A 20,326-nucleotide genomic window follows, 5' to 3' on the forward strand; every position below is an offset into this window, starting at 1 on the left:
TTTTCTTGAAACGCCTGCAACGGTCCTTTCACTAGCTATATGATTCAGACTTGGCGTTGCGCACTGCTTCGCCGGGCCGCTGATTGCCATCTCGCTTCTGAAGGAGGTAGCTGCGTGAAGACCGTTGGCTTCTTGTTGGCGTTAATGGGCCTGATTTTCCTGGCCGGATGCACAAATTCCACCAGCGTGACTGGACAAGACAGTCCCACCGCAGGTGGGACCCAGTCAGAGACCGCGGCCACCACCTCGTATGTTGGCGGACAGCAGAACCGCATTGTGGTGGCGTACAACGACGAAACGAACGAGCAGCAGTTCATCAACTACGCGCAATTTGACCGCACCGTGACCGCCGGCGCGTCCCTGATGGGCTGGTCCTACTCCGACGACGGCGGCGGCAAGTGGACGTACGGAGGGAAAGTGTCGCCCCCCAAAGGCTGGGCCGTCTTGTGGGGCGATCCGGCGCTCGCCACTTCAGGAGCTTCGTACCACGTGGTCTTCATGTCCAATCTGGCGGTCCCCAGCGCCAAGATGCCCGTGGGAGGAATCCACGGCTACCTCTATTATGGAGACGGCAGAAGTTCGTACATCGGCGGGGCCTGTATCGCCAAGTCCACGGATGGCGGCGCGACCTTCGCCAATTATCAGTGCGTCAGCAACAAGCAATCCGTGCCGGGAGTCCCGGACACGCCGCAAGGGCACTTTTACGACGGAGGCAGCATGGCCTCCAACAGCGCCGGCGAAGTCTTTGCCGCCTACGTGGATGTGGCCACCGGCTTGATTGATGTGTACCGTAGCCCAAACGAAAACGGAAGCTTTCAACCGCTGCCCACGCCTTTTCCCAAGTTCTACTCGGTTTCTCATGCCAAATTGCGCGCCAGCCGCGACGGGTCAATCTATATAGCGGCCCAGGTCAGGGGCGGTGACGGCAACTACTACATCTACATGAATCATCTGGTCAACGGCGCCTGGGGGAGCCCCGTTGCGGTAAGTTATGCCTCCTCGCTCTATCCCGGCATTGACTTTGGGACCACCGTCCAGGGCTCGGAGTTGACGTTGCGCAGCGGGCCACAGTTCGGATACGACGTGGGCGCGGCTTCAGAGGGCGGCAATGACGCGATTCGCCTCCTGTACACGCGCATGGGCTCGAACGGCCATCTGTACCTTGATGCCTCTGCCTGTAGCGCCGCGCTGACCAATTGCTGGCAGGTAACCGGCTGGAACTTTCAAGGCGGCGGTCCGGGAGGGAGCGCCGTGGACACCTACAACCCGGATGTGGTGGCATGGCCCGGGTTCATTGGCTTGCCGCCCACGTGGCAGGCGTCGTGGGCCTATCACTACGGCAACGCCAACTTTGTGAACGTGTCCCGGGCCACGCTGGGCTACGTAAACGGCAGCGCCTTTATCTTTCCCGTGGACATCCTGCAAAATGCGCCGGTGTGTTCAGACACGCGGGGTTATTGGGGCGACTACGACGCGATGATCCAGACCGGATGGCAGGGCACATCCTCTCTGTGGATGCGATTTACCACGGATTCGTCTGCCGGCTGCACCAAGCGCTGGGAGTACACCGCTGAAGCGCAACACGTGCAACAATCCAACTATTCTTACTAGCATGGCCAGGGAATGGCGCCTTGCGCAATAAGGAGGGAGTCATGATGCAAGATTGTGAACGGGTCCTGCGCAGCGGGCTAGTGTTGCTGCTGACCGCCTGCGCCATTGCGACAGGCTGCTCGCGCCGGCAGCAGCAGTCCGCTCAAAACGACGAGAAGAAGCCCGCGCCGGTTTCAGAAGTTGCGCCCAAGCTCGAACCTCTGCGGCAAGCCGTCCCGCCTGTGGTGAACGCCAGGCCGGTGGCCAGCGTGGGCGACTGTGGCCCTAAATACGCCAACGGCCTTCGCGGCTCTTGCATCAATAACCAGCCGTGCCGGGGCATCGGCGTGCTGGATGAAAAAGACAAAGCCGTGTGCTCTTGCTATGGCACAGCAGGCGGATGCAAAGAGACAGAACGCTGTGACGCCATCAAGAAGGCCTGCGTGCCGGAAAAGGAACCCGGCTTTGGACGAGCGCCGGGAGATTAGCCTGGCGTCCCCACGGGTCAAAAAATCCGGAAGTGGATGGTCAGGTATTTCTTGGGATTTTCGCGCACGGCTTTGATCAAATTGCGGGTCTCGATCAGCATCTGGTCGGTGTTGTTGTACACCGACGGGTCTTTCAGGAGGCGCCCGGCGGTACCTTCGCCGGCTTCCAGGCGGTCCGTGATGGCGGAAAGCTTTTCAATGGTGTTGTGCAGCTTCTTGGCGAGTTCTTCGTCTTTGGCCAGCTTGCCCAGAGTCCCTTTGCCCGCGTTGACGTCGTCCATCAGCTTGTTGGCTTTGGCGGCGGTCTGGTTCAGGTTGTTGTACAGGCTTTCGTCTTTCAGGAACTTGCCCAGACTGCCCTTGCCGGCTTCCGCGTCGTCGGCGATGCGATTGAGCTTGGTTACTGTGTCATCCAGCTTGCTGTAAAGTTCCTTGTCTTTAAAAAGCTTTCCGATGGTTCCTTGGCCGTTGTTGACATCGTTCAGCAGGTCCTGGACCTGGTTCAGGATCGCGTTCAGCTTGTTCATCAAAGTGGGGTCGCTGATCACCTGCCCCAGAGTGCCCTTGCCGGACTCCACCTGGACCAGGATGCGGTCCAGCCTCTTCACCAGGATGTCAACGTTCTGCAAGGTTCCCTGGCTGCTGCGGACCACGTCTTCCAAATCAGGCGCATTGGTGGAGGGCAGCTCATCACCGTTAGCGACTGCAGGTCTTTTGGCCGCTTTGCTGTCCAGGTCAATGAAGGATTCGCCCAGCACTCCGGCAGTCTTTACGGTAGCGGTGGTGTCTTTGCGGACCAGCGGCTGGTAGCGCTTGGCGATCTTCATGGTCACCTGCACCGGGGCCTGGGGGTGGTCGCCTACGATGCGGACCGCAGTCACATTGCCCACGGGCACGCCCTGCAAGTCCACGGGTTGTCCAGAACGCAGGCCTTCAGCATTGTCAAAATAGGTCAGCAGGGTGATCTTGGTGGAGAAGAGGTCCTTGGTCCCGCTCATCAGGAAGATCAAGAACGCCAGCGTTATCGCCGCGACGATCACGGTGATGCCGACCTTGAGTTCAGACCACCTGAGCTGTTTTTGGCTAGGCAATGGCGTGTTGTCCTAAGCAAAAAATCATAACAGAAGGCGAGTAAAGTCCATAAGCAGATCAGTTTACCGTTGTGTTCCGGCATCGAATGGTCGCGGGAGAGCAGCTAGCTGATGCGCGCAGTTGTCCACGTCCGTGAGAATCCGGCGGCCAGCAGATACGCCGCGGCGGCGCAGGCCAGGGTGGCGGTGAGACCAAAATGGATGGCGATGATCATGGCCAGCACCGACCCCAGGACGCTGGCGGCGGCGTTCAAGGCCCAGGCCCACTCCACGGTCGCCACCAGCCGCAGCCCGCTGGGGAAGGGCATGCCCATCAGGAATCCCAGCGGAGCCAGCACCACGCCGCTGATGAGAAGTTTGGCGAAGAAAGGCAGGCCGATGGTCGCCGACAAAAGAGCAGGCAGCAGAAACAAGAGCAAGCCGACCAGCACGGCGATCATCCCCAGTAAAGGCAGCAGCCGCGCGCTGCTGGAGATCCAGCGCTTGGCCGCCACGCTGCCCGCGCCGCTGAACAGAAGCAGCAGGAAAACCACTACGGTCAGCGCGTAAGTGGGATGACCCAGAAACAAGACGAAGCGCTGGATCAGCGAGACTTCCACCAGAATGAACCCAAAGCCCACGGCAATAAAGTAGAGCAGAGCCGCGATGCTGGTCCTGCCGGCGGATTCGCGCTGATGCAGCGCGAGGGGAAGAATCAGGAACGCGGCGACGGCGATCAAGGAGATCACGAACAGCATCCCCAGCACCACCACGCCCAGGTTGATCCGCCAGTCCATGCCTTTGCCGGTGCCGGCGGCGATGTTATGCAGCACATGGCTGGTTTTCAGGGTAAAAAAGAAAAACGGGGCGCTGTCATCTACAGGCGCCACGTTGTAGGCGTAGTCGCGGGCGAAGGCGCGAGGGTCGTTGGAGGCAATGAGCTTGCGGAAAGCTTCTGCGGCCGGCGGCAATGCCGTCAGCCCGGCGTCAGGAGGATTGAGCCACACCAGGTTTGGATTCTTGTTCAGGTGCTGGTTCACCAGGCCATATTCAAGAGGAGTGAACTCAGACTTTTTGGCCAGCACCAGCACGGGACGGCCGTCTTCGTCCAGGTTGCCGTCGGCGACGATGATGAAATGCTTGCTCAGGTCCGACATGCCCATTTGGTGCAGGGCTTCCATGGCCTGGGAGACCACGCGCAGGGCTTCACGCGGCTGGCGGAATTCCCAGCGGGTGATGGCGATCATGCCATCGGGCTTGAGATGGTCAAAGTACTCGCGGAAGGCTTCCAGCGTGTACAGATTGTTTTCGCTGAGCGCGAAGGCGCCGGCTGCGGTGGACGCCCATGTATCCACCAGCGTCATCTGCACCACGTCATATTGCTCGCGCGAACTGCGAATGAACGAGCGGCCGTCCTGCACGTGGATATGCACTTGCGGCCGGTCATAAAGATGATAAGAGTAATCCGTGTAGCGGCCACGCATCACGGAGTTCACGATGGTGGGATTGATCTCAATGCCGGTCACGCTGGGACTGCCGTTGGCCACGGCGCGAAGCACGTCCACGCCGCCGCCAGGGCCGATGATGGCGAATGCTCCCTGCGGGCGCAGCACGTTGGCAACCGCTGGCGCCGCCGCCATCAGGTTCTTCTTCCAATTAAAGCAGCCTTGCCCGGCTGCGCAGTTGAAGCCGCCGACGGCCGGAATCCCGGTACCGGACGGCAAAGTCGACGTCTGGTCTTCACCCCATTTAGCGGGGTCCACGTTCATGATGGCCGTGGTGGCGTCGGCATCAATCACCACGTAGCGCGCGCCATTCTGGTTATTGACCTCAATGCGGGAAATCGCATTCCACTTGGCGAACTCCACCCACTGGGGATCGCGCAGCACGCCCTTGGCGTAGATCACGTCAAACTTTCCGCTGTAGTGCGACCAGCCGGCCAGGGCCGCAGCCAGGACAACCAACCCGCGCGCGGCGAGGCCCATTTTCCGGTCGCCCGCCCACAAGCAGCCGGCCAGGGCCATGGCTACGGAGCAGCAGAGCAGGACGGTGGGCGCGCCAATGCTGTTGAGCATCGGGACCACGGCCAAGCAAGCGACCGCGCCCCCAGCCAGGTCGGCGCCATAGAGAATGGAAATGGACTGTTGTGAGCGCGCAAACAAGACCGAAAACAACAGTCCGGTAAAAAAGAAAGGAACGGCTGTGGCCAGGTAGATGATGGTGAGCTTGCCGAAGTTCGTCCAATTCACCTGCAATGACACCGGCGTGTGCAGCACCACCCAGACCACCGCAGGAATGCACAGCGAGTTCAGGATGCAGAGGGCGGTCCCCAGGTTTCCGGTCGCGAACCGGCCCAGCCATCCGCGCCGGACGTGGGCAAAGACCCCGCCGGAACCCAGCCCCAGCAAAGCTACCGAGATGGCAAAGAAGGCAAAATGATAGAACAGCACCACGCTGAACAGCCGGGTCATGGCCAGCTCCAGCAGCAGGCTGGCAAAGCTGACCAGCGCCACCGCCAGCAGCACGGAGCGGGGAGCGGTTTGGGCTGAGTTGGGCGCGGGAAGGCGCTCGGTGTCAGGGGACGAAGAGGTCTGGGTCATTGAGGATCGGTTTTCCGGGAACGAAAGAGTGTACTACTTGCGACGAGCGTGCTTTGAGCTATTCCCCTTCCAGAATCACAAAGGCCATGGCCTGTTCCTTGGTGTGCGTCAGCGACAGGCTGGCCTGTTTGCATCCCAGACGCTCCGCGAACTTGGCCGCTACGCCGGAGAAGCGCAGCGAAGGTCGCCCACCCGGCAGGTGGACAACTTCCACGTCCTGCCAGGTCACTCCATGCCTTAACCCGGTGCCAATGGCCTTCATTCCAGCCTCTTTGGCGGCGAAGCGGGCGGCCAGGCGTTCGGCGGAATTGGCCTTGGAAAGGCAGTAACGGACCTCATCTGGGGTGAATACACGCCGCAGGAAGCGGTCACCAAAGCGGTCCACAGCGGCCTGGATTCGAGGTACCTCGGTGATGTCAACTCCTGTCCCTACAATCATTTGCGTGTCCTCAGTTACATTAGCACAAGGTCCAACGGCATGCCTACGATGAGAGATGTTTCATGCAGACAATGGCCGAATGGGCGGGTATAATACGCCTGCGGTTTTTCAGAAGCGTTGTACAGCGGTACTGCACCTCAACTGCGACCTGCCTGCACTACCTTAAGAAAAGCGCAAATTCAGATCAAGGAATGCGTGTAACACAATGGAACAAGGAACAGTTAAGTGGTTCAATGACGCTAAGGGCTATGGCTTTATCTCCCGGGAAAACGGCGAGGACGTTTTCGTCCACTTTTCCGCTATTCAGGCGAACGGCTTCAGAAGCCTGAAAGAGGGACAACCCGTGCAGTTCAGTGTCGTCAAAGGCCCCAAAGGCTGGCAAGCAGAAAACGTGCAGTTGCTGTAAAGCTTCAAGAGTTTCTTAACAAGGGCGGCCTGCGGGCTGCCCTTTATTTTTGTGGGCGCTAGGGAAGGCAATTTCACCACAAAGGGCACGAAGGAAAGCCAAGTCGCGGCGGCTCTCTGGCCTTCGCATGAATGCTTCCTTTGTGTTCCTTCGTGCCCTTTGTGGTTAAGGCTTTCTCGAGTCCTATAATTTCCTCGTGCTGGTTTCCGACTTTGACTTCCATCTCCCCGAAGAACTCATCGCGCAGGAGCCTCTGCCTGAGCGCAGCCAGTCGCGCATGCTGCACCTGTGGCGCGAGTCGGGCCGGTATGAAGACCGCAAGTTCGCCGACTTCCCTGATCTCCTCCGTCCCGACGACCTGCTGGTGGTCAACAACAGCCGGGTTTTTCCGGCGCGGCTTTTTGGCCGGCGCGCCGGCGCCCACGCCCAGCCGGTGAGTCCGCGGAACCCGGCTGCCAAGGAGTTTCTGCAGGGACGCGTGGAAGTCCTGTTGACGCGGCAAGTCGGGCCGTTCGAATGGCAGGCCCTGGTGCGTCCCGGAAGAAAGATTGACGTGGGCGAGAAAATCTACTTCGGTGGGACGGCCGCGCCGGCTGCGAGTTCGCCGGCTGCGGGAGAAGGCGCTGAACTGGCCGCCGAGATCACGGCGCGCGGCGAGTTCGGCGAACGCACCCTGCGCTTTGGTCCGGTCGCGGACTTCTTTGCCGTGGTTGAAAAGCTCGGCCATGTGCCGCTGCCGCCTTACATCCACCGGCCAGATCAGGCGCCGGACCAGCCCGCAGACCGGGAGCGCTACCAGACCGTTTACGCCGGCCGCGCCGAGACCGGCAGCGTGGCCGCACCCACCGCCGGCTTGCACTTCACGCCGGAGATACTGGCGCGCATCCGCAATCGCGGCGTGGAGATCGCGGAGATCACCCTGCACGTGGGCCTGGGCACGTTTCAGCCCGTACATGTTGAGCGCGTGGAAGACCACAAGATGCATGGCGAGAGTTTTCATATCTCAGAAGCTGTGGCGGCACAGATCAACCGCGCGTTGGAAGAGAAGCGCCGGGTGGTGGCCGTGGGAACCACCACGGTTCGGGCTTTAGAATTTGCTGCTTTGCAGCAGCAAACCGCCGCGGAGCGAAGTCCCGCAGCGAATGTTCGTGGCGGCCCGGCCACGTCGTCCGCAGAAAGCAAAGCGCCCGTCCGCATCGCGCCCGGTTCCGGCGAAGCCGGCATCTTTATCTATCCCGGCTTTCAATTTCGCGTGGTGGGAGCGATGCTCACCAACTTCCATCTGCCCAAGTCCACACTGCTGATGCTGGTTTCAGCATTTGCGGGAAAGGAAAACATTTTGCGCGCTTACGAACACGCAGTGCGTGAGCGCTACAGGTTCTTTTCTTACGGCGACTGCATGTTTGTGGAGTGACGCCCGTTATACTGACCGCCTTGCCTGCTGGACGCCTATCCCCTGGCCGACATCAAAAATATCCGCAAAATTTGGGCCGTCGTGCTGGATGGCCGCTTGCTGACGCGAACCGATTTGGACAAGATGCTCGAACAAGTGGCCGCGTACGCCCTGAACCACTGATTGGCCGTCCGCGACCGGCTCGTGGATGGTGGCATGGTAGGCTGAATGCTGTAGGCAATCATAGATTCTCGTCTTAAGGAATTATCCAGGGTGCGTGTCCAGCTCACGGTCTTCATCAGCATTGTGCAATCCATACTTTTCCTTGGCCATTTTTTTCTGTACCTAACGTGGTCTCGATTTTGGGGCGGGGCCGCGTCTTCCACGGCCATGAAGATCACTCTGGGACTGCTTTCCATCAGCTTTGTGCTGGCTTCGCTGCGCGGATGGTACTCCCACAGCTTTCTTGTGCGCTGGTTCTACCGGCTCGCCGCGCTGTGGCTGGGCGTGGCCAGTTATTTTCTATGGGCGTCACTGTTGTGCTGGATGGTGTATGGCGCTGCCCGGCTGGCCGGGCTGGGGTGGCCGCGCGCTTACATTGCTGACGCGCTTTTCGGCGCGGCGATTCTTACTTCGGCCTTTGCCGTGGTCAACGCGTCCTGGCTGCGGGTGACTCGCATCAAGGTTGAGCTGCCCAACCTGCCGCCGCAGTGGCGCGGACGCACCGCCGGCATGGTCAGCGACCTCCATCTGGGCCACGTGCGCAACGGAAGGTTCGTCCGGCGCGTGGTGAGCAAGCTGGCGGAGTTGCAGCCGGACATCGTTCTTATCGCCGGCGATTTGTATGACGGTATGTCCGCAGATTTTGAAAAGCTGGCTCAGCCGTGGGCAGAGTTCATCGCCGCACAGGCCAAAGCATCGCCGCACGCCAAATCCTTTCTGGGCGTTTTCGCCATTCCCGGCAACCATGAAGAGTTTTATCGCTATACGGAATATCTGGCGCCGTTGGTCCGGGCCGGCGTGCATTTCTTGCACAACGAGAAAGTTGAAGTCGAGGGCCTGCAGCTCGTCGGCGTGAACTACAGCGATGCCGGGCATCCGGAAAACTATCGCGCTGTGCTTCGCCACGCCCAACTGGACAAGGAGCGCGCGAGCATCCTGCTGTTGCATGCGCCGGTGCAATTGCCCATCAGCCTGGATGAAGGAATTTCGCTTCAGCTTTCCGGACACACCCACGGCGGCCAGTTCTTTCCCTATACATGGATCGCCGGGCGCGTCTGGGGCAGGTTCATTTACGGCTTGCAGCGGCTGGGAAACTTGCAGATCTTTACTTCCTACGGCGCCGGGACCTGGGGTCCTCCGATGCGACTGGGGACACGACCGGAGATTGTGCTGATTACCTTGAGCGACAAGCTCCAGACCTAAGAAAATCCTTAGTCCGCAGTTCCAAAATGGAACCGATGGAAAGCTATTGTTCTTAGAGCTACCATGCAAGAAACTACCCCTTGGACGATCTAGCTACTAAGGCACTTACTATTGCCTGAAATACTAGTTGTAAATTAGCTCGCTGGCTTGATATACACAAACATGACTCGGACAGCTACAGTTGTTACAAATCTACAAGGGAGAGCTATGACAATGAAACTGATCAACTTGTTGTTCGGCGGACTGCTTTGTTTGCTCTTGGTAGTTGTGCTTGCCTCTCAAGCATCAGCCGCAGGCTGTGGGCTTGCTGCCAGACCTATTACTGTCGTTTGCGGTGAGGGATGTGGAACGCAGGTAGGTGGCGTTTGCGTGGCTGGAGGAGATGCAGGGAGTTATTGTTTCAATGGCTTTGGAGATTGCTGTGGAACGGAATACACTACAGCTAACACAGCACCCGATGGCGGTTGTACTCAGGGCGGTGGGGGCTCTCATAACAATGATAGATGCACAGTCGATCACCGAGTGATGCAATTTCATCCGCGAGTCTTTTTGGCGAGTAGCTGTAGCGGATCCCTGCGGACAGGCGAAGGCGTCATTTTGCCAGGGCTGAAAGACGCAAGTTCTGAACTCCCCATCCATGAGACCCGCCAGATCGGAGGGGGCCGATGACCAACGGTTGGCCTGTTATGATCGTCGGCCTTCTGCTTGCTCAAATCGCAGCGGCGCAGAAGGAGCCTGCAGCGCCATCTGGCGCTGCAGGGACCAATGAGAGTCCCCTCGTGCTGAACGCGGGAACCATAACCAAAACCCAACTACAGGGACGGCCGATGGCAAAAGTGACATGCGACGAGGACGGGAATGTCTATACCCGTCTTTATGTGCACGAAAAGGCCATTGACGGCACGTTGTTTCAAGTTCCGATCCAACAAGTCAAAGCTGACGGCAGTCTGGGACGGCTGTTTACTACCGCTGAGAGCCAATTAAAAGATTTATCCATTGCGGATTTTTTTGTAGGCGCAAAGGGTGAGATGTATGAGCTCGGCTGGACGCCAAAGAAGGAAGTCTATGTTCTTGCTTTTGGGGATGATGGAGCGATTAGGTCAAAAACCAAGCTAGAAGCGCCCTTTTTTATGGCTTACCAGTTTGCTGTCTTTAAATCGGGCGAATTCCTGGTGAGCGGAACTCAAGGCCAAGACCAGCACGAACCCTTTACTGCTGTTTTTGATGCCAGCGGCAGAATGGTGAAGAAGTTATCTTCGCCGGAAGACGAAGGGTTCAAGAAAAGCGCAGAAACCGGCGACTCGAATAGCATTTCGCAGAGCACCGGCGGCACTGGTAACGCCTCCGTCGAGTTGGGCGAGGCGGTCGCGGGGTCTGATGGCAATGTCTATCTTCTGCGATCCAGTTCACCGGCCGTTGTCTATGCGATCTCTCCGGCGGGGGAAATAGTCCGTACGGTAAATGTTGATTCTGGTGACCCGGCGCTGTTTCCGACAGGAATGAAGGCATCCCCGGGAAGACTTGCGCTCGTATTTCATAAGGGCCGAGGCGCCACCCAAGCGGACGGAATAGTGCGAGTCGTCGATCTCCAAGGGAATTCAGTTGCCAACTACCTTCTGAACAGCCTTTGGGGTGGCGGGGCACTGACCTGCTATGTTCCACCTGGCTTCATCTTTGCCAACACGAAGAGCGATGGATTTGTCTACTTTTATCACGCTGAGCCGAAGTAAGCGGATTTGCCTGCCTCAGGGGGAAGTCCTAAGAAGCTCAATTCTGTGAGCCAACGCTTCCTTCCGATTAAGATCCATCCGAAGCACCTCTTGCGGAAGACGAACCTTACAAAGGGATCAGCCCCATTTTTCGCTTGTATTTCGCCATGACTTGTGCTAACATAAGCCTTTTATTTACAGTAGCTTGTAAGTATTATGGAGTGCTTGGCATGGCGCTTGTGGTGCGCCCGTTACTCCCAAACCCACGCCAAACTCTACCCAGCCTCGCGAAAGCCGCGCGGCTGGGGCCCATTGGGATGCGTCGCATAAGCCTTTTGGAATCCTAGTTGAGGTACCCGGGGTGGGGCAGGGAGATTGCCAAAATCGCCGAAATTGCCAAAATCGGGTAATTGAAAACCGTGAGGTCGCCGCGACATCGCTCAAACCCACGCCAAATTGGGATGCGACGCGTAAGTCTTTTAGACATTGGGATGAACACAGGGGGTAGGTACCCTGGCTAGTATCGTGGAGATAGGGGTCTCTCGCTGCGCTCGAGACTTCGGAAAAAGCTCTCCCGGGCATGATGAAGAATGACAGCGATGGTTACAGCCAGCACAACTTCGCCGAAGGGCCGTGTCTTCCTCCTGGACACCATGTCCTTCATCTTTCGCGCGTATCACGCCATGGCGCGGCAGCGGCCCATGTCCACGCGAAGCGGCGTACCCACCGCGGCCACGTTTGTGTTTGTGAACATGCTGCGCAAGCTGCGCGCGGACTTCAATCCGGAATATCTGGCGGCGGTGTTTGACGTTGCCGGGCCAACGTTTCGCGATGAACAGGCCAAGGCGGTTACGTCGGTCAAAAAGTTTGACCTCAAGACACAAACTTTTCAGGACACTGCTTACCACGGCTACAAGGCCCAACGGTCGGAGATGCCGCTGGACTTGGTCCAGCAGGTTCCCTACATACGGCGCGCGCTGGAAGCCTACCGCATTCCCATTCTGGAGCAGGAAGGCTTTGAGGCTGACGACGTGATCGGCACGCTGGCGCGCAAGGCGGCTGAGCAGTCGCACCAAGTGCTGGTGGTCTCCAGCGACAAAGACATGCTGCAGTTGGTGACGGACAAAGTCCACGTGCTGAATCCGCCCAAAGACAATTTGATCTACGACGCACCCAAGGTGGAAGAGGTCTTGGGCGTGCGTCCTGACCAGGTGATTGACGTGATGGCCTTGCGCGGCGATTCGGTGGACAACATTCCCGGCGCGCCGGGCATCGGCGACAAGGGGTCGGTGGACCTGATCAAGCGCTTCGGCACGCTGGACAACGCGCTGAACCACGCGGACGAGGTCGAGCGCAAAACTTACCGCGAGTCGCTGCAAACTAACCGCGACATGATTCTGTGGAGCAAGCAGTTGGTCACCATTGATCAGAACGTGCACGTTGATCTGCATCTGAATCAGATGGTGGCAGGCGAGCCGGACGTGGACGCGCTGCGCCACTTGTTCAGCGAGCTGGAATTCACCACGCTGCTCAAGGAGCTAACCCCGACGCAGGAGCTGAAAGAGACCCAGTATGGCGAGGCGCAGTCCGCCGAGGAGATCAAGGCGCTGATCAAAGCGCAAAGCATCGTCGCCCTGGCGTTTGAGGTCCACACCGCTGCAGAGGCTGACGCGGAAGAGGACGCAGAAGCGGAAGACGAAGGGCCGTCACATAAGCCGGGCGACTTGTTCGGTTCGCAGCAGTCGTGGCTAGTCGCGGAAGAAAGCGGCGACAAGCCGCTGAGGCTGGGAATCTCAGTGAAAGCCGGCTCGGCTTTGACTGCGGCCTTGGATCACAGCGAGATCGCCACGGCGTTGAAGCGGCTTCTGAGCGACGACAAAATCCCCAAAGCCGTCCACGACTACAAGGCAGCGTTGCGCGAGCTACGTTCGCGTGGCATGGAACTGGCCGGCGTCCGCGACGAGCCCATGCTCTACTCCTATCTGCTCAATCCCACGTATGCCCGGCATTCACTGGCGGAGATAACTCTGCGCAGCTTGAACCAGACGCTGGCCGGCTCGCTGGCGGAGGCCGCCGACGTAACCGGGCGCGCTGCCGCCGTCCTGCGGAAGGAAGTGGAAACTCACAATCTGATGCCGCTTTACCAGCAGATGGACCTGCCGCTGGTTCCGGTGCTGGCGCGCATGGAAGAAGTCGGCGTCAAGATTGATACGGCGATTCTCAGCGAACTTTCCACGCGCCTGGAAAAAGAAAGCTACGCCAAGGCCGCTGAGATCCATCAGAAGGCCGGGCACGAATTCAACATCAATTCTCCCAAGCAACTGGGCGACGTGCTGTTCAACAAGATGAACCTGCCCAAGCCGGTGAAGTACGGACGGGGCAAGACCATCTCCACCGCGGTGGACGTTCTGGAAGAGCTCTCTGAGCAGCACGAAGTCCCACGGCTGGTGCTGGAGTATCGCCAGCTCTCCAAGCTGAAAAGCACATACGTGGACACGCTTCCCGCTTTACTGAGCCCGCAAACGCATCGCCTGCACACAACGTTCAATCAGACCGGCACAGCAACGGGGCGCTTGTCTTCGACGAATCCGAATTTGCAGAACATTCCCATTCGCACCGAACTGGGACGCGAGATCCGCGCGGCGTTCATCGCCGAGCCTGGCCACGTCCTGCTGGCGGCCGACTACTCGCAAATTGAGCTGCGGCTGCTGGCGCATTTCTCAGAAGATCCGCTGTTGCTGGAAGCTTACCGCCGCGGCGATGACATACACACGCTGACGGCGTCACAGGTGTTCGGCGTGCCGCCGCTGATGATTGACGCCGAACATCGCCGCCGCGCCAAGGCCGTGAACTTCGGCATCGTGTACGGGCTTTCGGCCTTCGGCTTGTCGCAGCAGATCGGCATTGAACAGCGCGAAGCCAAGAAGTTTATTGACGCGTACTTTGAAAAGTACAAAGGCGTGCGGACCTTCATTGATCATGTGCTGGCGGAGACCCGGCGCGAGCAGCAGGTAAAAACGCTGTTCGGGCGCGTTCGTCCCATCCCGGACATCAACAGCAAGAACGCCAACGCCCGCGGCTTTGCCGAGCGGACGGCCGTCAACACGCCGCTGCAGGGCACGGCCGCCGACCTGATCAAGCTGGCCATGATCCAGATTGACGAAGAACTCCGCGCGCGCAAGCTGCGCTCCCGCATGCTGCTGCAGGTGCATGACGAACTCCTGTTCGAAGTGCCGGAAGCCGAAGTGGAGACCATGCGCGAGTTTGTCCGCGAGAAGATGGAAAAGGTCTACGAGTTGAAGGTGCCGTTGCTGGTGGAGATTGGCGTGGGGCCGAACTGGAGGGACGTGGAGTAGAACAGCAATTGGCAATTAGCACTTGGCAATTAGCGCTCCGCGTGGTGCCACATGTGAATGCGCTACCGGTGTGCAAAGGCAAAAGAGCTTTGATTCAATTGCCGTGTTCGCCGCGTTCAACAGCTTCCTTGAGATAGCGGACATTGCGGATGCGGTTGATGTGCCAGGCACGCACGTATGGCTTGAGAAATATCTTGTAGAAGGCGCCGAATACAATCCACGCCAGGAACGGCAGTCCGGCAAAGATGGCCACGTAGCCCAACAGGGCCACCGTTGTAATCGCCACGCCTAAAGTTGCTCTGACGAACTGGGGCAGCATAAACAACGCCGCGCCGGATAGGACCAGCACGAGCGCTGACCGCTTCAACCAGATTGTGGTCGCAGGACTCAAGTAACCGGAATATCGCATACCAAGGCGAGACATACAAGCAGAGTGAGGGGACGAAAGATCACGCACCGGCTAAATCGAGAAAAGAAGCGCACAATGTACTCACGCCGAGACAACGCCGGTCCCCAGAGCGGCTTCCAGCGCAGCGGCAATCCTGTTCGCCAGCCGATGCACCGTTGCTTCGTCCGCGGCTTCGACCATGACGCGCGCCAGAGCCTCAGTGCCGGAGTAGCGCACATTGATGCGCCCGTCGCCGTTCAGTTCGCCCTCAGCCTGGCGAATCGCGGCCATGACTTCCGGAATTTGTTCCAACGGACGCTTTTCCCGCACGTGCACATTCTTGATGGTTTGCGGGAAAACTTTCAAGCTGCTTACCAACTCGGCCAGAGACTTGCCGCTGCGGCAGACTACCTGCAACACGCGCAGAGCGGTAAGCAAACCGTCTCCGGTGGTGGCTTCGCGCGAAAGAATAATGTGGCCGGACTGCTCGCCGCCCAGCACGGCGCCGGTCTTCTGCATTACTTCCAGCACATACTTATCGCCCACGGGCGCGCGCAGCATCGTGATACCGGAAGCACGCAGCGCAATTTCCAGCCCCATGTTGGACATCGTTGTGGCGACTACAGTGTCATGCGCCAACTCGTTGCGTGACTTCAGTTCTTGCGCCAGGAGCAGCATGACGGCGTCGCCATTGACGATGGTGCCGGCAGCGTCGGCGAAGAGCGCGCGGTCGGCGTCGCCATCAAAGCAGATGCCCAGGTCCGCTTTGCGCGCCACCACTTCGCGGGCAACGACTTCCGGATGCAAAGCCCCGCAATTTTCATTGATGTTGCGGCCGTTGGGCGAGCTGTGGGTGTACTCCGCTTGCAGTCCACAGCGGCGGAAGACCTCCGGGGCAATCGCACTGACCGCCCCGTTGGCGCAATCCACCACCGCCTTGAGCTTCTCCGCGCGGGGAATGGGATGGGCAGCCAGCCAGTTGATGTAAGCAGAACGCAAGCTGGGATCTTCAGTGACCGCGGCGTTTGCTGAAGCTGCCGCGTCGTCTTTGCTGGAGGAATTCAACAGCGAAAAAATCTCGGTTTCGATCTCCAGTTCGGTGGCGTCAGGGAGCTTGTAGCCGTCGCCGCCAAACACTTTGATGCCGTTGTCCTGCCAGGGATTGTGCGACGCCGAGATCACTACGCCCGCGGAGAAATCTCGGGTATGCGTGACGTAAGCGACGCCCGGTGTGGTGATAACGCCGGCAGACTTCACTTCCACTCCGGCCTGGCGCAATCCGGCGGAGAGAACGCCGGCGATCCAGGCGCTCGATTCGCGCGTGTCCTGGCCGATCACCACGCGGCGCGGCCCGGACGGCAGATGGTCGCCCAAGGCGCGGCCCACGGCAAAGATGGTGGCCTGGTCGAGTGGGTATTCACCGGCGACGCTGCGGATTCCGTCTGTGCCAAAAAGTCTTCTCAAATTCGTCACCCGTCTCTTTTTACCACAGAGGGCAGAGAGGACGCAGAGGGAGCAAGAACAAGGCTGAGAACGCGTGCCAACATAGCAACGGGTGACCGGGAAAGCCTGCTTCACCTTCGTGTTCTTTGTGTCCTCTGGGTTAGTGTTTTTTGGTTTCTTTGATCTCCGCGGTGAAGGTCCCCTTGGAGACGCGGGCTGAAACCTGGTCGCCGGGCCTGAGCTTGGAGGCGTCGCTGACCAACTGGCCTTGCGCGTCAAACACCAACGCGTAGCCGCGATCCAGGATCTTCATGGGGGAGAGCGCGTCCAGCTTGACGGAAAGCTCATTCAGTTTGGCGCGATCTTCCGCCTGCCGCGCCGACATGGCGCGAAGCAGCGCGCGGGAGCTGGCGTCCAGGCGCGTGCGGGTCAAGGTGAGCGCGCGGCGAAAATCAAAATGCAGCACGCGAGACGACGCAACCTCCAGGCGGCGATGATATTCGCGCAGGCCTTCAGTAAAGGCCGTAGCCAGGCGGAAGACCAGTTCATCCAGCCGCTGCGCGCGGCGACCCAGCAAATCCTGTGTGCGAGCGAAGGCGCCGTTCTGGGCCAACTCCGTGAGACGGCTGCGCGCCATCAGCAGGCGGTAGCGCGCGGCCCGGGCCAGGCGCTGGCGCAGATGCTCCAGGTGTTCGGCCAACTGGCGCTTGGAATCAATCACCAGCTCTGCGGCAGCGGACGGCGTGGGCGCGCGCAGGTCAGCGACGAAGTCCGCGACGGTGAAATCCGTCTCATGGCCCACCGCTGAAATCACCGGCAGCGTGGACGCGGCGATGGTCCGGGCCAGGGCCTCATCGTTGAACGCCGCCAGATCTTCCACCGAGCCGCCGCCGCGCGCGATGATGATGACGTCAACGTTCTTGGCGCGGTTGAAGTACTTCAAACCTGCGGCGACTTCTTCCGCCGCAGCGTCGCCCTGCACCTGCGCGGGATAGATCAGGACGCTGACATTCTCATGCCGGCGCGCCAGAATGTTGAGAATGTCCTGCAGGGCCGCACCGCGCGGCGAGGTCACCACGCCAATGCGGCGCGGCAACTGCGGAATTGCTTTCTTCCGCGACGCTTCAAACAGTCCTTCCTGTGCCAGCCTGGCTTTCAACTGCTCAAATGCCAGTTGCAGAGCGCCCGCGCCCAGCGGCTCCAGGAATTCGGCGGAGAGTTGCAGCTCGCCGCGCGCGTCGTAGATCGTGATGCGGCCGCGGGCCACGATCTGCATGCCGTTGTCCGGGCGGAAGCGCAGCAAGCGCGCCTGGCTGCGGAACATCACGACGCGAAGCTGAGCGTCACCGTCTTTGAGGGTGAAATAAAGGTGGCCGGACTCGGCGGGACGATAATTGGAGACTTCGCCTTCCACCCAAATATCGGTGAAGCCGCGTTCCACCGTGGTGCGCACGGCGCTCACCAGGTCTGCTACGCGCCATATGCTGCGTGACGGCGCTTGGGTGAAGGTGAAGCCGAGTTGGTTTTCGATATCCATTCCCGTTGCAGTTTAACAGTTAAAAGATAGCTGTTCCAAAATGGGCCGGACTCGAGGCGTCCGATCAAAATAAGAGGCACAATCCGCGATCTCCAGAGATACGATTTGTAAGACTTGGAGGTGCCGAACCGGCGAGCATTGCAAGTACTTCCCGGCCTCTTACCTGAAAGGAGCAGCACCATGCTCAGAAAAGTATTGTTAGCCGCAATGCTGGCGGCAACTCTCTCTGCAGGCGCCCTGTCCGCGCGCCAATTGAGAAAAAGCACGTATGCGGGTCTCGCCTGCGGAAGCGCTTGCAGTCGCTCCAACCTCAACTGTCAAAAGCCGTGTTATTGCTTTGGCCTGACTGACACAAATCCCAACGGCGTGTGCCAGCCGGAAGGCCCGGCGCCTGCACCCACAAAATGAGTCAACAAAACAAGGAGGACGAACGATGGTGAAAAAGCTTGTGACTGCGGCAATGTTCATGACCGTGCTCTCAGCCGGCGCGCTCTCGGTTCGCCAACTACGAGCTAGCTCCACGGGCGTGACCGCTTGCGGGAGCCCCTGCGAAAAGACAACAACAACCTGTGCAAAGCCCTGTTATTGCTTCGTCGTGAGCGGTACCGCAGGTTATTGCCAGCCGGAAGGGCCGCCGCCGCCTCCTCCCGACCTCACACAGTAGTCTGATTTGATCAGGGCGCTTGCCGCAAAGCAGGCACCCAGCACCGGCCGCCTGCCATCTGGCCCGCCTGCGCTCAATGACCTCTGCGGTTGACCAGCCACAGAATCAGAGAAAGAACCACGCTCACGATGATGCAGGTGGCCAGCGGAAAATAAAATATTGTGTGCTTGCCGCGATAAACGAAGTCGCCGGGCAGGCGTCCCAGGGGCAGGTTGAACTTTCCTGCCAGCAAGAGCACAGCGCCAATGGCGAAGATCACGCCGCCAAGAATCAGCAGGAGTTTACCCAGTTCGGTCATACAGAATTATTTTAGACCGTAGGACGAGCGGCGAGGCCGACTCGCGCGCCGAGCCGCCTGCGGTAAAGCAGAAGAATCGCGGCAAGAAGGAAAATCGCAAGCGGTGTGGAGCACAGCGACGAAACGAAGCCGCGAATTACGCGAAATAGACCCGAATCAGAAAAGCTAGTTCCTGATTCGTGTTGTTCGCGTTGATTCGCGGCTGCGGGTTGTCTTACTTCCAGTACTGGTCGCGCAACTGTGTTTGCTTGTTCACCAGCGGAATCTCTTCGCCGGCAATGAAGACGTGCTTCACGTCAGTCTTCACGTCCAGGGGATCGCCGTTGGCCACGACCACGTTGGCCATCTTGCCCGCGTCCAACGAGCCCAGGTTTTTGTCCACGCCCCACATCTGCGCGGGGTTCAGGGTCAGGGCCTTGAGGGCTTCTTCCCAAGGCAGGCCGAAAGCCGAGGCGTACCCAGCCGCGTACGGCAAGTTGCGGACGTTGTGCGCTTCATAGGACGCAAACGCGATCTTGATGCCGCGCTTGGCCATCTCCGCCGGCATCCTGTAAACCGCGTCATAGCGCTCGTTTTCCTTGGGCTCTTCGTAGATGGGGCCGACAATCACGGGAAAGCCGCTGGCCGCGACCTGGTCCAGCACCGCGGAAGAGTGCGAGAGATGGTTCAGAATTATTTTGAGATGAAATTCCTTGGCCAGTCCCATGGCGGTCTGCAGATCGTTGGATTGTTCCGCAGCCAGCACCACCGGCTTCTGTCCGTGCAGGTAAGGCAGCAGAGCTTCGAACTTCAGGTCGCGCTTGGGCGGAGCACCGGCTTTGTCGGGATCGGCGGCTTTCTTTTTGTCGTAGGCGCCGATCTTCTGCTCGTAGTCCTGCGCGTCAATGAAAGCTTGGCGCAGCTGGGCGATGAGTCCCATGCGGGTAAAAGGAAATTTGGCCTGGTCAAAATTCTGGTTGCGGCGTTGCGTGCCGGTAAAGTTCAGCGGCATGGCGATGTCGCGCACCGTGAGCATCTCTTCCGCCGACTTGCCGGCGAGCTGGATGAACGAATCCTGACCGGGAAGAGTATCGCCATTGGCCGGCGCGACGATGGCGTTGGTGATGCCGTTGATGCGCGCCACGGGAATCAGCGCGGTTTCCGCGTGAAACGCGTCGTAGACGTGCATGTGGGGCATGATTTCGTCGCTGGGTTCCAGCGTGTCGTTGGTCATGCGGTCGGCCTGGACTTCCGTCAGGCCGAGGTGCGTTTCCGAATCAATCAGGCCGGGATAGACGGTCATGCCGGTGACGTCAATGATCTTGGCGCCCTTGGGAATCGCCGTGTTCGCGCCGCCAACGGCTGTGATGCGGCCGTTGTGCATGATCACCACACCGTTCTCGATGACGCCGTGGGAAATGGTGAGCAGCTTGCCGCCCTTCAAGGCGATGGTCTCGCTCTTGTCGGACTGGGCTTTTTCTGACTGGGCGCAGGCCGCGGTTGCGAGGAACAAAAGAGGGATGAGGATTTTCTTCAGCATG

The 20,326-nt window shown here is 59.3% G+C and carries 15 protein-coding genes; 7 read left to right on the top strand and 8 right to left on the bottom strand.

Annotation, left to right across the window (positions count from 1 at the left end; translation table 11 throughout):
• Positions 1-114 precede the first annotated feature (114 nt).
• Both LAO20_09230 and LAO20_09235 read left to right on the top strand, forming a co-directional pair.
• On the top strand, positions 115-1,611 hold the full coding sequence (locus LAO20_09230) for a hypothetical protein (protein ID MBZ5531601.1): 1,497 nt from the start codon (positions 115-117) through the stop codon (positions 1,609-1,611).
• A 41-nt stretch (positions 1,612-1,652) separates the two neighbouring features.
• Positions 1,653-2,078, top strand: coding sequence for a hypothetical protein (locus tag LAO20_09235; GenBank protein MBZ5531602.1), 426 nt, complete (start codon positions 1,653-1,655; stop codon positions 2,076-2,078).
• A 17-nt stretch (positions 2,079-2,095) separates the two neighbouring features.
• Here LAO20_09235 and LAO20_09240 read toward each other — a convergent pair whose 3' ends face one another.
• The 3 genes from LAO20_09240 to LAO20_09250 all read right to left on the bottom strand — a co-directional run bounded on the left by LAO20_09240 (position 2,096) and on the right by LAO20_09250 (position 6,187).
• Entirely contained in the window at positions 2,096-3,169 is a 1,074-nt protein-coding gene (locus tag LAO20_09240; GenBank protein ID MBZ5531603.1) for an MlaD family protein, read from the bottom strand.
• Positions 3,170-3,273: 104 nt separating this feature from the next.
• Positions 3,274-5,748, bottom strand: a complete 2,475-nt coding sequence (locus LAO20_09245; GenBank protein ID MBZ5531604.1) for a hypothetical protein — start codon at positions 5,746-5,748, stop codon at positions 3,274-3,276.
• 58 nt (positions 5,749-5,806) lie between these two features.
• The gene (locus LAO20_09250; protein MBZ5531605.1) at positions 5,807-6,187 is read right to left on the bottom strand and encodes a holo-[acyl-carrier-protein] synthase; all 381 of its coding nucleotides are present in this window, start codon (positions 6,185-6,187) and stop codon (positions 5,807-5,809) included.
• A 205-nt stretch (positions 6,188-6,392) separates the two neighbouring features.
• On the opposite strand from LAO20_09250, the gene LAO20_09255 reads away from it, so the two are divergent.
• The 5 genes from LAO20_09255 to polA all read left to right on the top strand — a co-directional run bounded on the left by LAO20_09255 (position 6,393) and on the right by polA (position 14,476).
• Positions 6,393-6,593, top strand: coding sequence for a cold-shock protein (locus LAO20_09255; GenBank protein ID MBZ5531606.1), 201 nt, complete (start codon positions 6,393-6,395; stop codon positions 6,591-6,593).
• Positions 6,594-6,789: 196 nt separating this feature from the next.
• The gene (gene queA, locus LAO20_09260) at positions 6,790-8,007 is read left to right on the top strand and encodes a tRNA preQ1(34) S-adenosylmethionine ribosyltransferase-isomerase QueA (GenBank protein ID MBZ5531607.1); all 1,218 of its coding nucleotides are present in this window, start codon (positions 6,790-6,792) and stop codon (positions 8,005-8,007) included.
• A gap of 252 nt (positions 8,008-8,259) precedes the next feature.
• Positions 8,260-9,411, top strand: coding sequence for a metallophosphoesterase (locus LAO20_09265; protein MBZ5531608.1), 1,152 nt, complete (start codon positions 8,260-8,262; stop codon positions 9,409-9,411).
• Positions 9,412-10,076: 665 nt separating this feature from the next.
• Positions 10,077-11,141, top strand: a complete 1,065-nt coding sequence (locus LAO20_09270) for a hypothetical protein (protein ID MBZ5531609.1) — start codon at positions 10,077-10,079, stop codon at positions 11,139-11,141.
• Positions 11,142-11,719: 578 nt separating this feature from the next.
• On the top strand, positions 11,720-14,476 hold the full coding sequence (gene polA, locus LAO20_09275; GenBank protein MBZ5531610.1) for a DNA polymerase I: 2,757 nt from the start codon (positions 11,720-11,722) through the stop codon (positions 14,474-14,476).
• Between the two features lie 94 nt (positions 14,477-14,570).
• Here the strand turns inward: polA and LAO20_09280 are convergent, their stop codons facing one another.
• From LAO20_09280 to LAO20_09300, 5 genes are all read right to left on the bottom strand, one after another.
• Entirely contained in the window at positions 14,571-14,825 is a 255-nt protein-coding gene (locus LAO20_09280) for a hypothetical protein (GenBank protein ID MBZ5531611.1), read from the bottom strand.
• Positions 14,826-14,966: 141 nt separating this feature from the next.
• Positions 14,967-16,328, bottom strand: coding sequence for a phosphoglucosamine mutase (gene glmM, locus LAO20_09285; protein MBZ5531612.1), 1,362 nt, complete (start codon positions 16,326-16,328; stop codon positions 14,967-14,969).
• Positions 16,329-16,467: 139 nt separating this feature from the next.
• Positions 16,468-17,844, bottom strand: coding sequence for an exodeoxyribonuclease VII large subunit (xseA, locus tag LAO20_09290; protein MBZ5531613.1), 1,377 nt, complete (start codon positions 17,842-17,844; stop codon positions 16,468-16,470).
• Between the two features lie 737 nt (positions 17,845-18,581).
• Positions 18,582-18,806, bottom strand: a complete 225-nt coding sequence (locus LAO20_09295; GenBank protein MBZ5531614.1) for a DUF2905 domain-containing protein — start codon at positions 18,804-18,806, stop codon at positions 18,582-18,584.
• Between the two features lie 214 nt (positions 18,807-19,020).
• On the bottom strand, positions 19,021-20,325 hold the full coding sequence (locus LAO20_09300) for an amidohydrolase family protein (GenBank protein ID MBZ5531615.1): 1,305 nt from the start codon (positions 20,323-20,325) through the stop codon (positions 19,021-19,023).
• Position 20,326: the final 1 nt, after the last annotated feature.

The organism is Terriglobia bacterium, assembly GCA_020072815.1.
Taxonomy (GTDB): domain Bacteria; phylum Acidobacteriota; class Terriglobia; order Terriglobales; family Acidobacteriaceae; genus Angelobacter.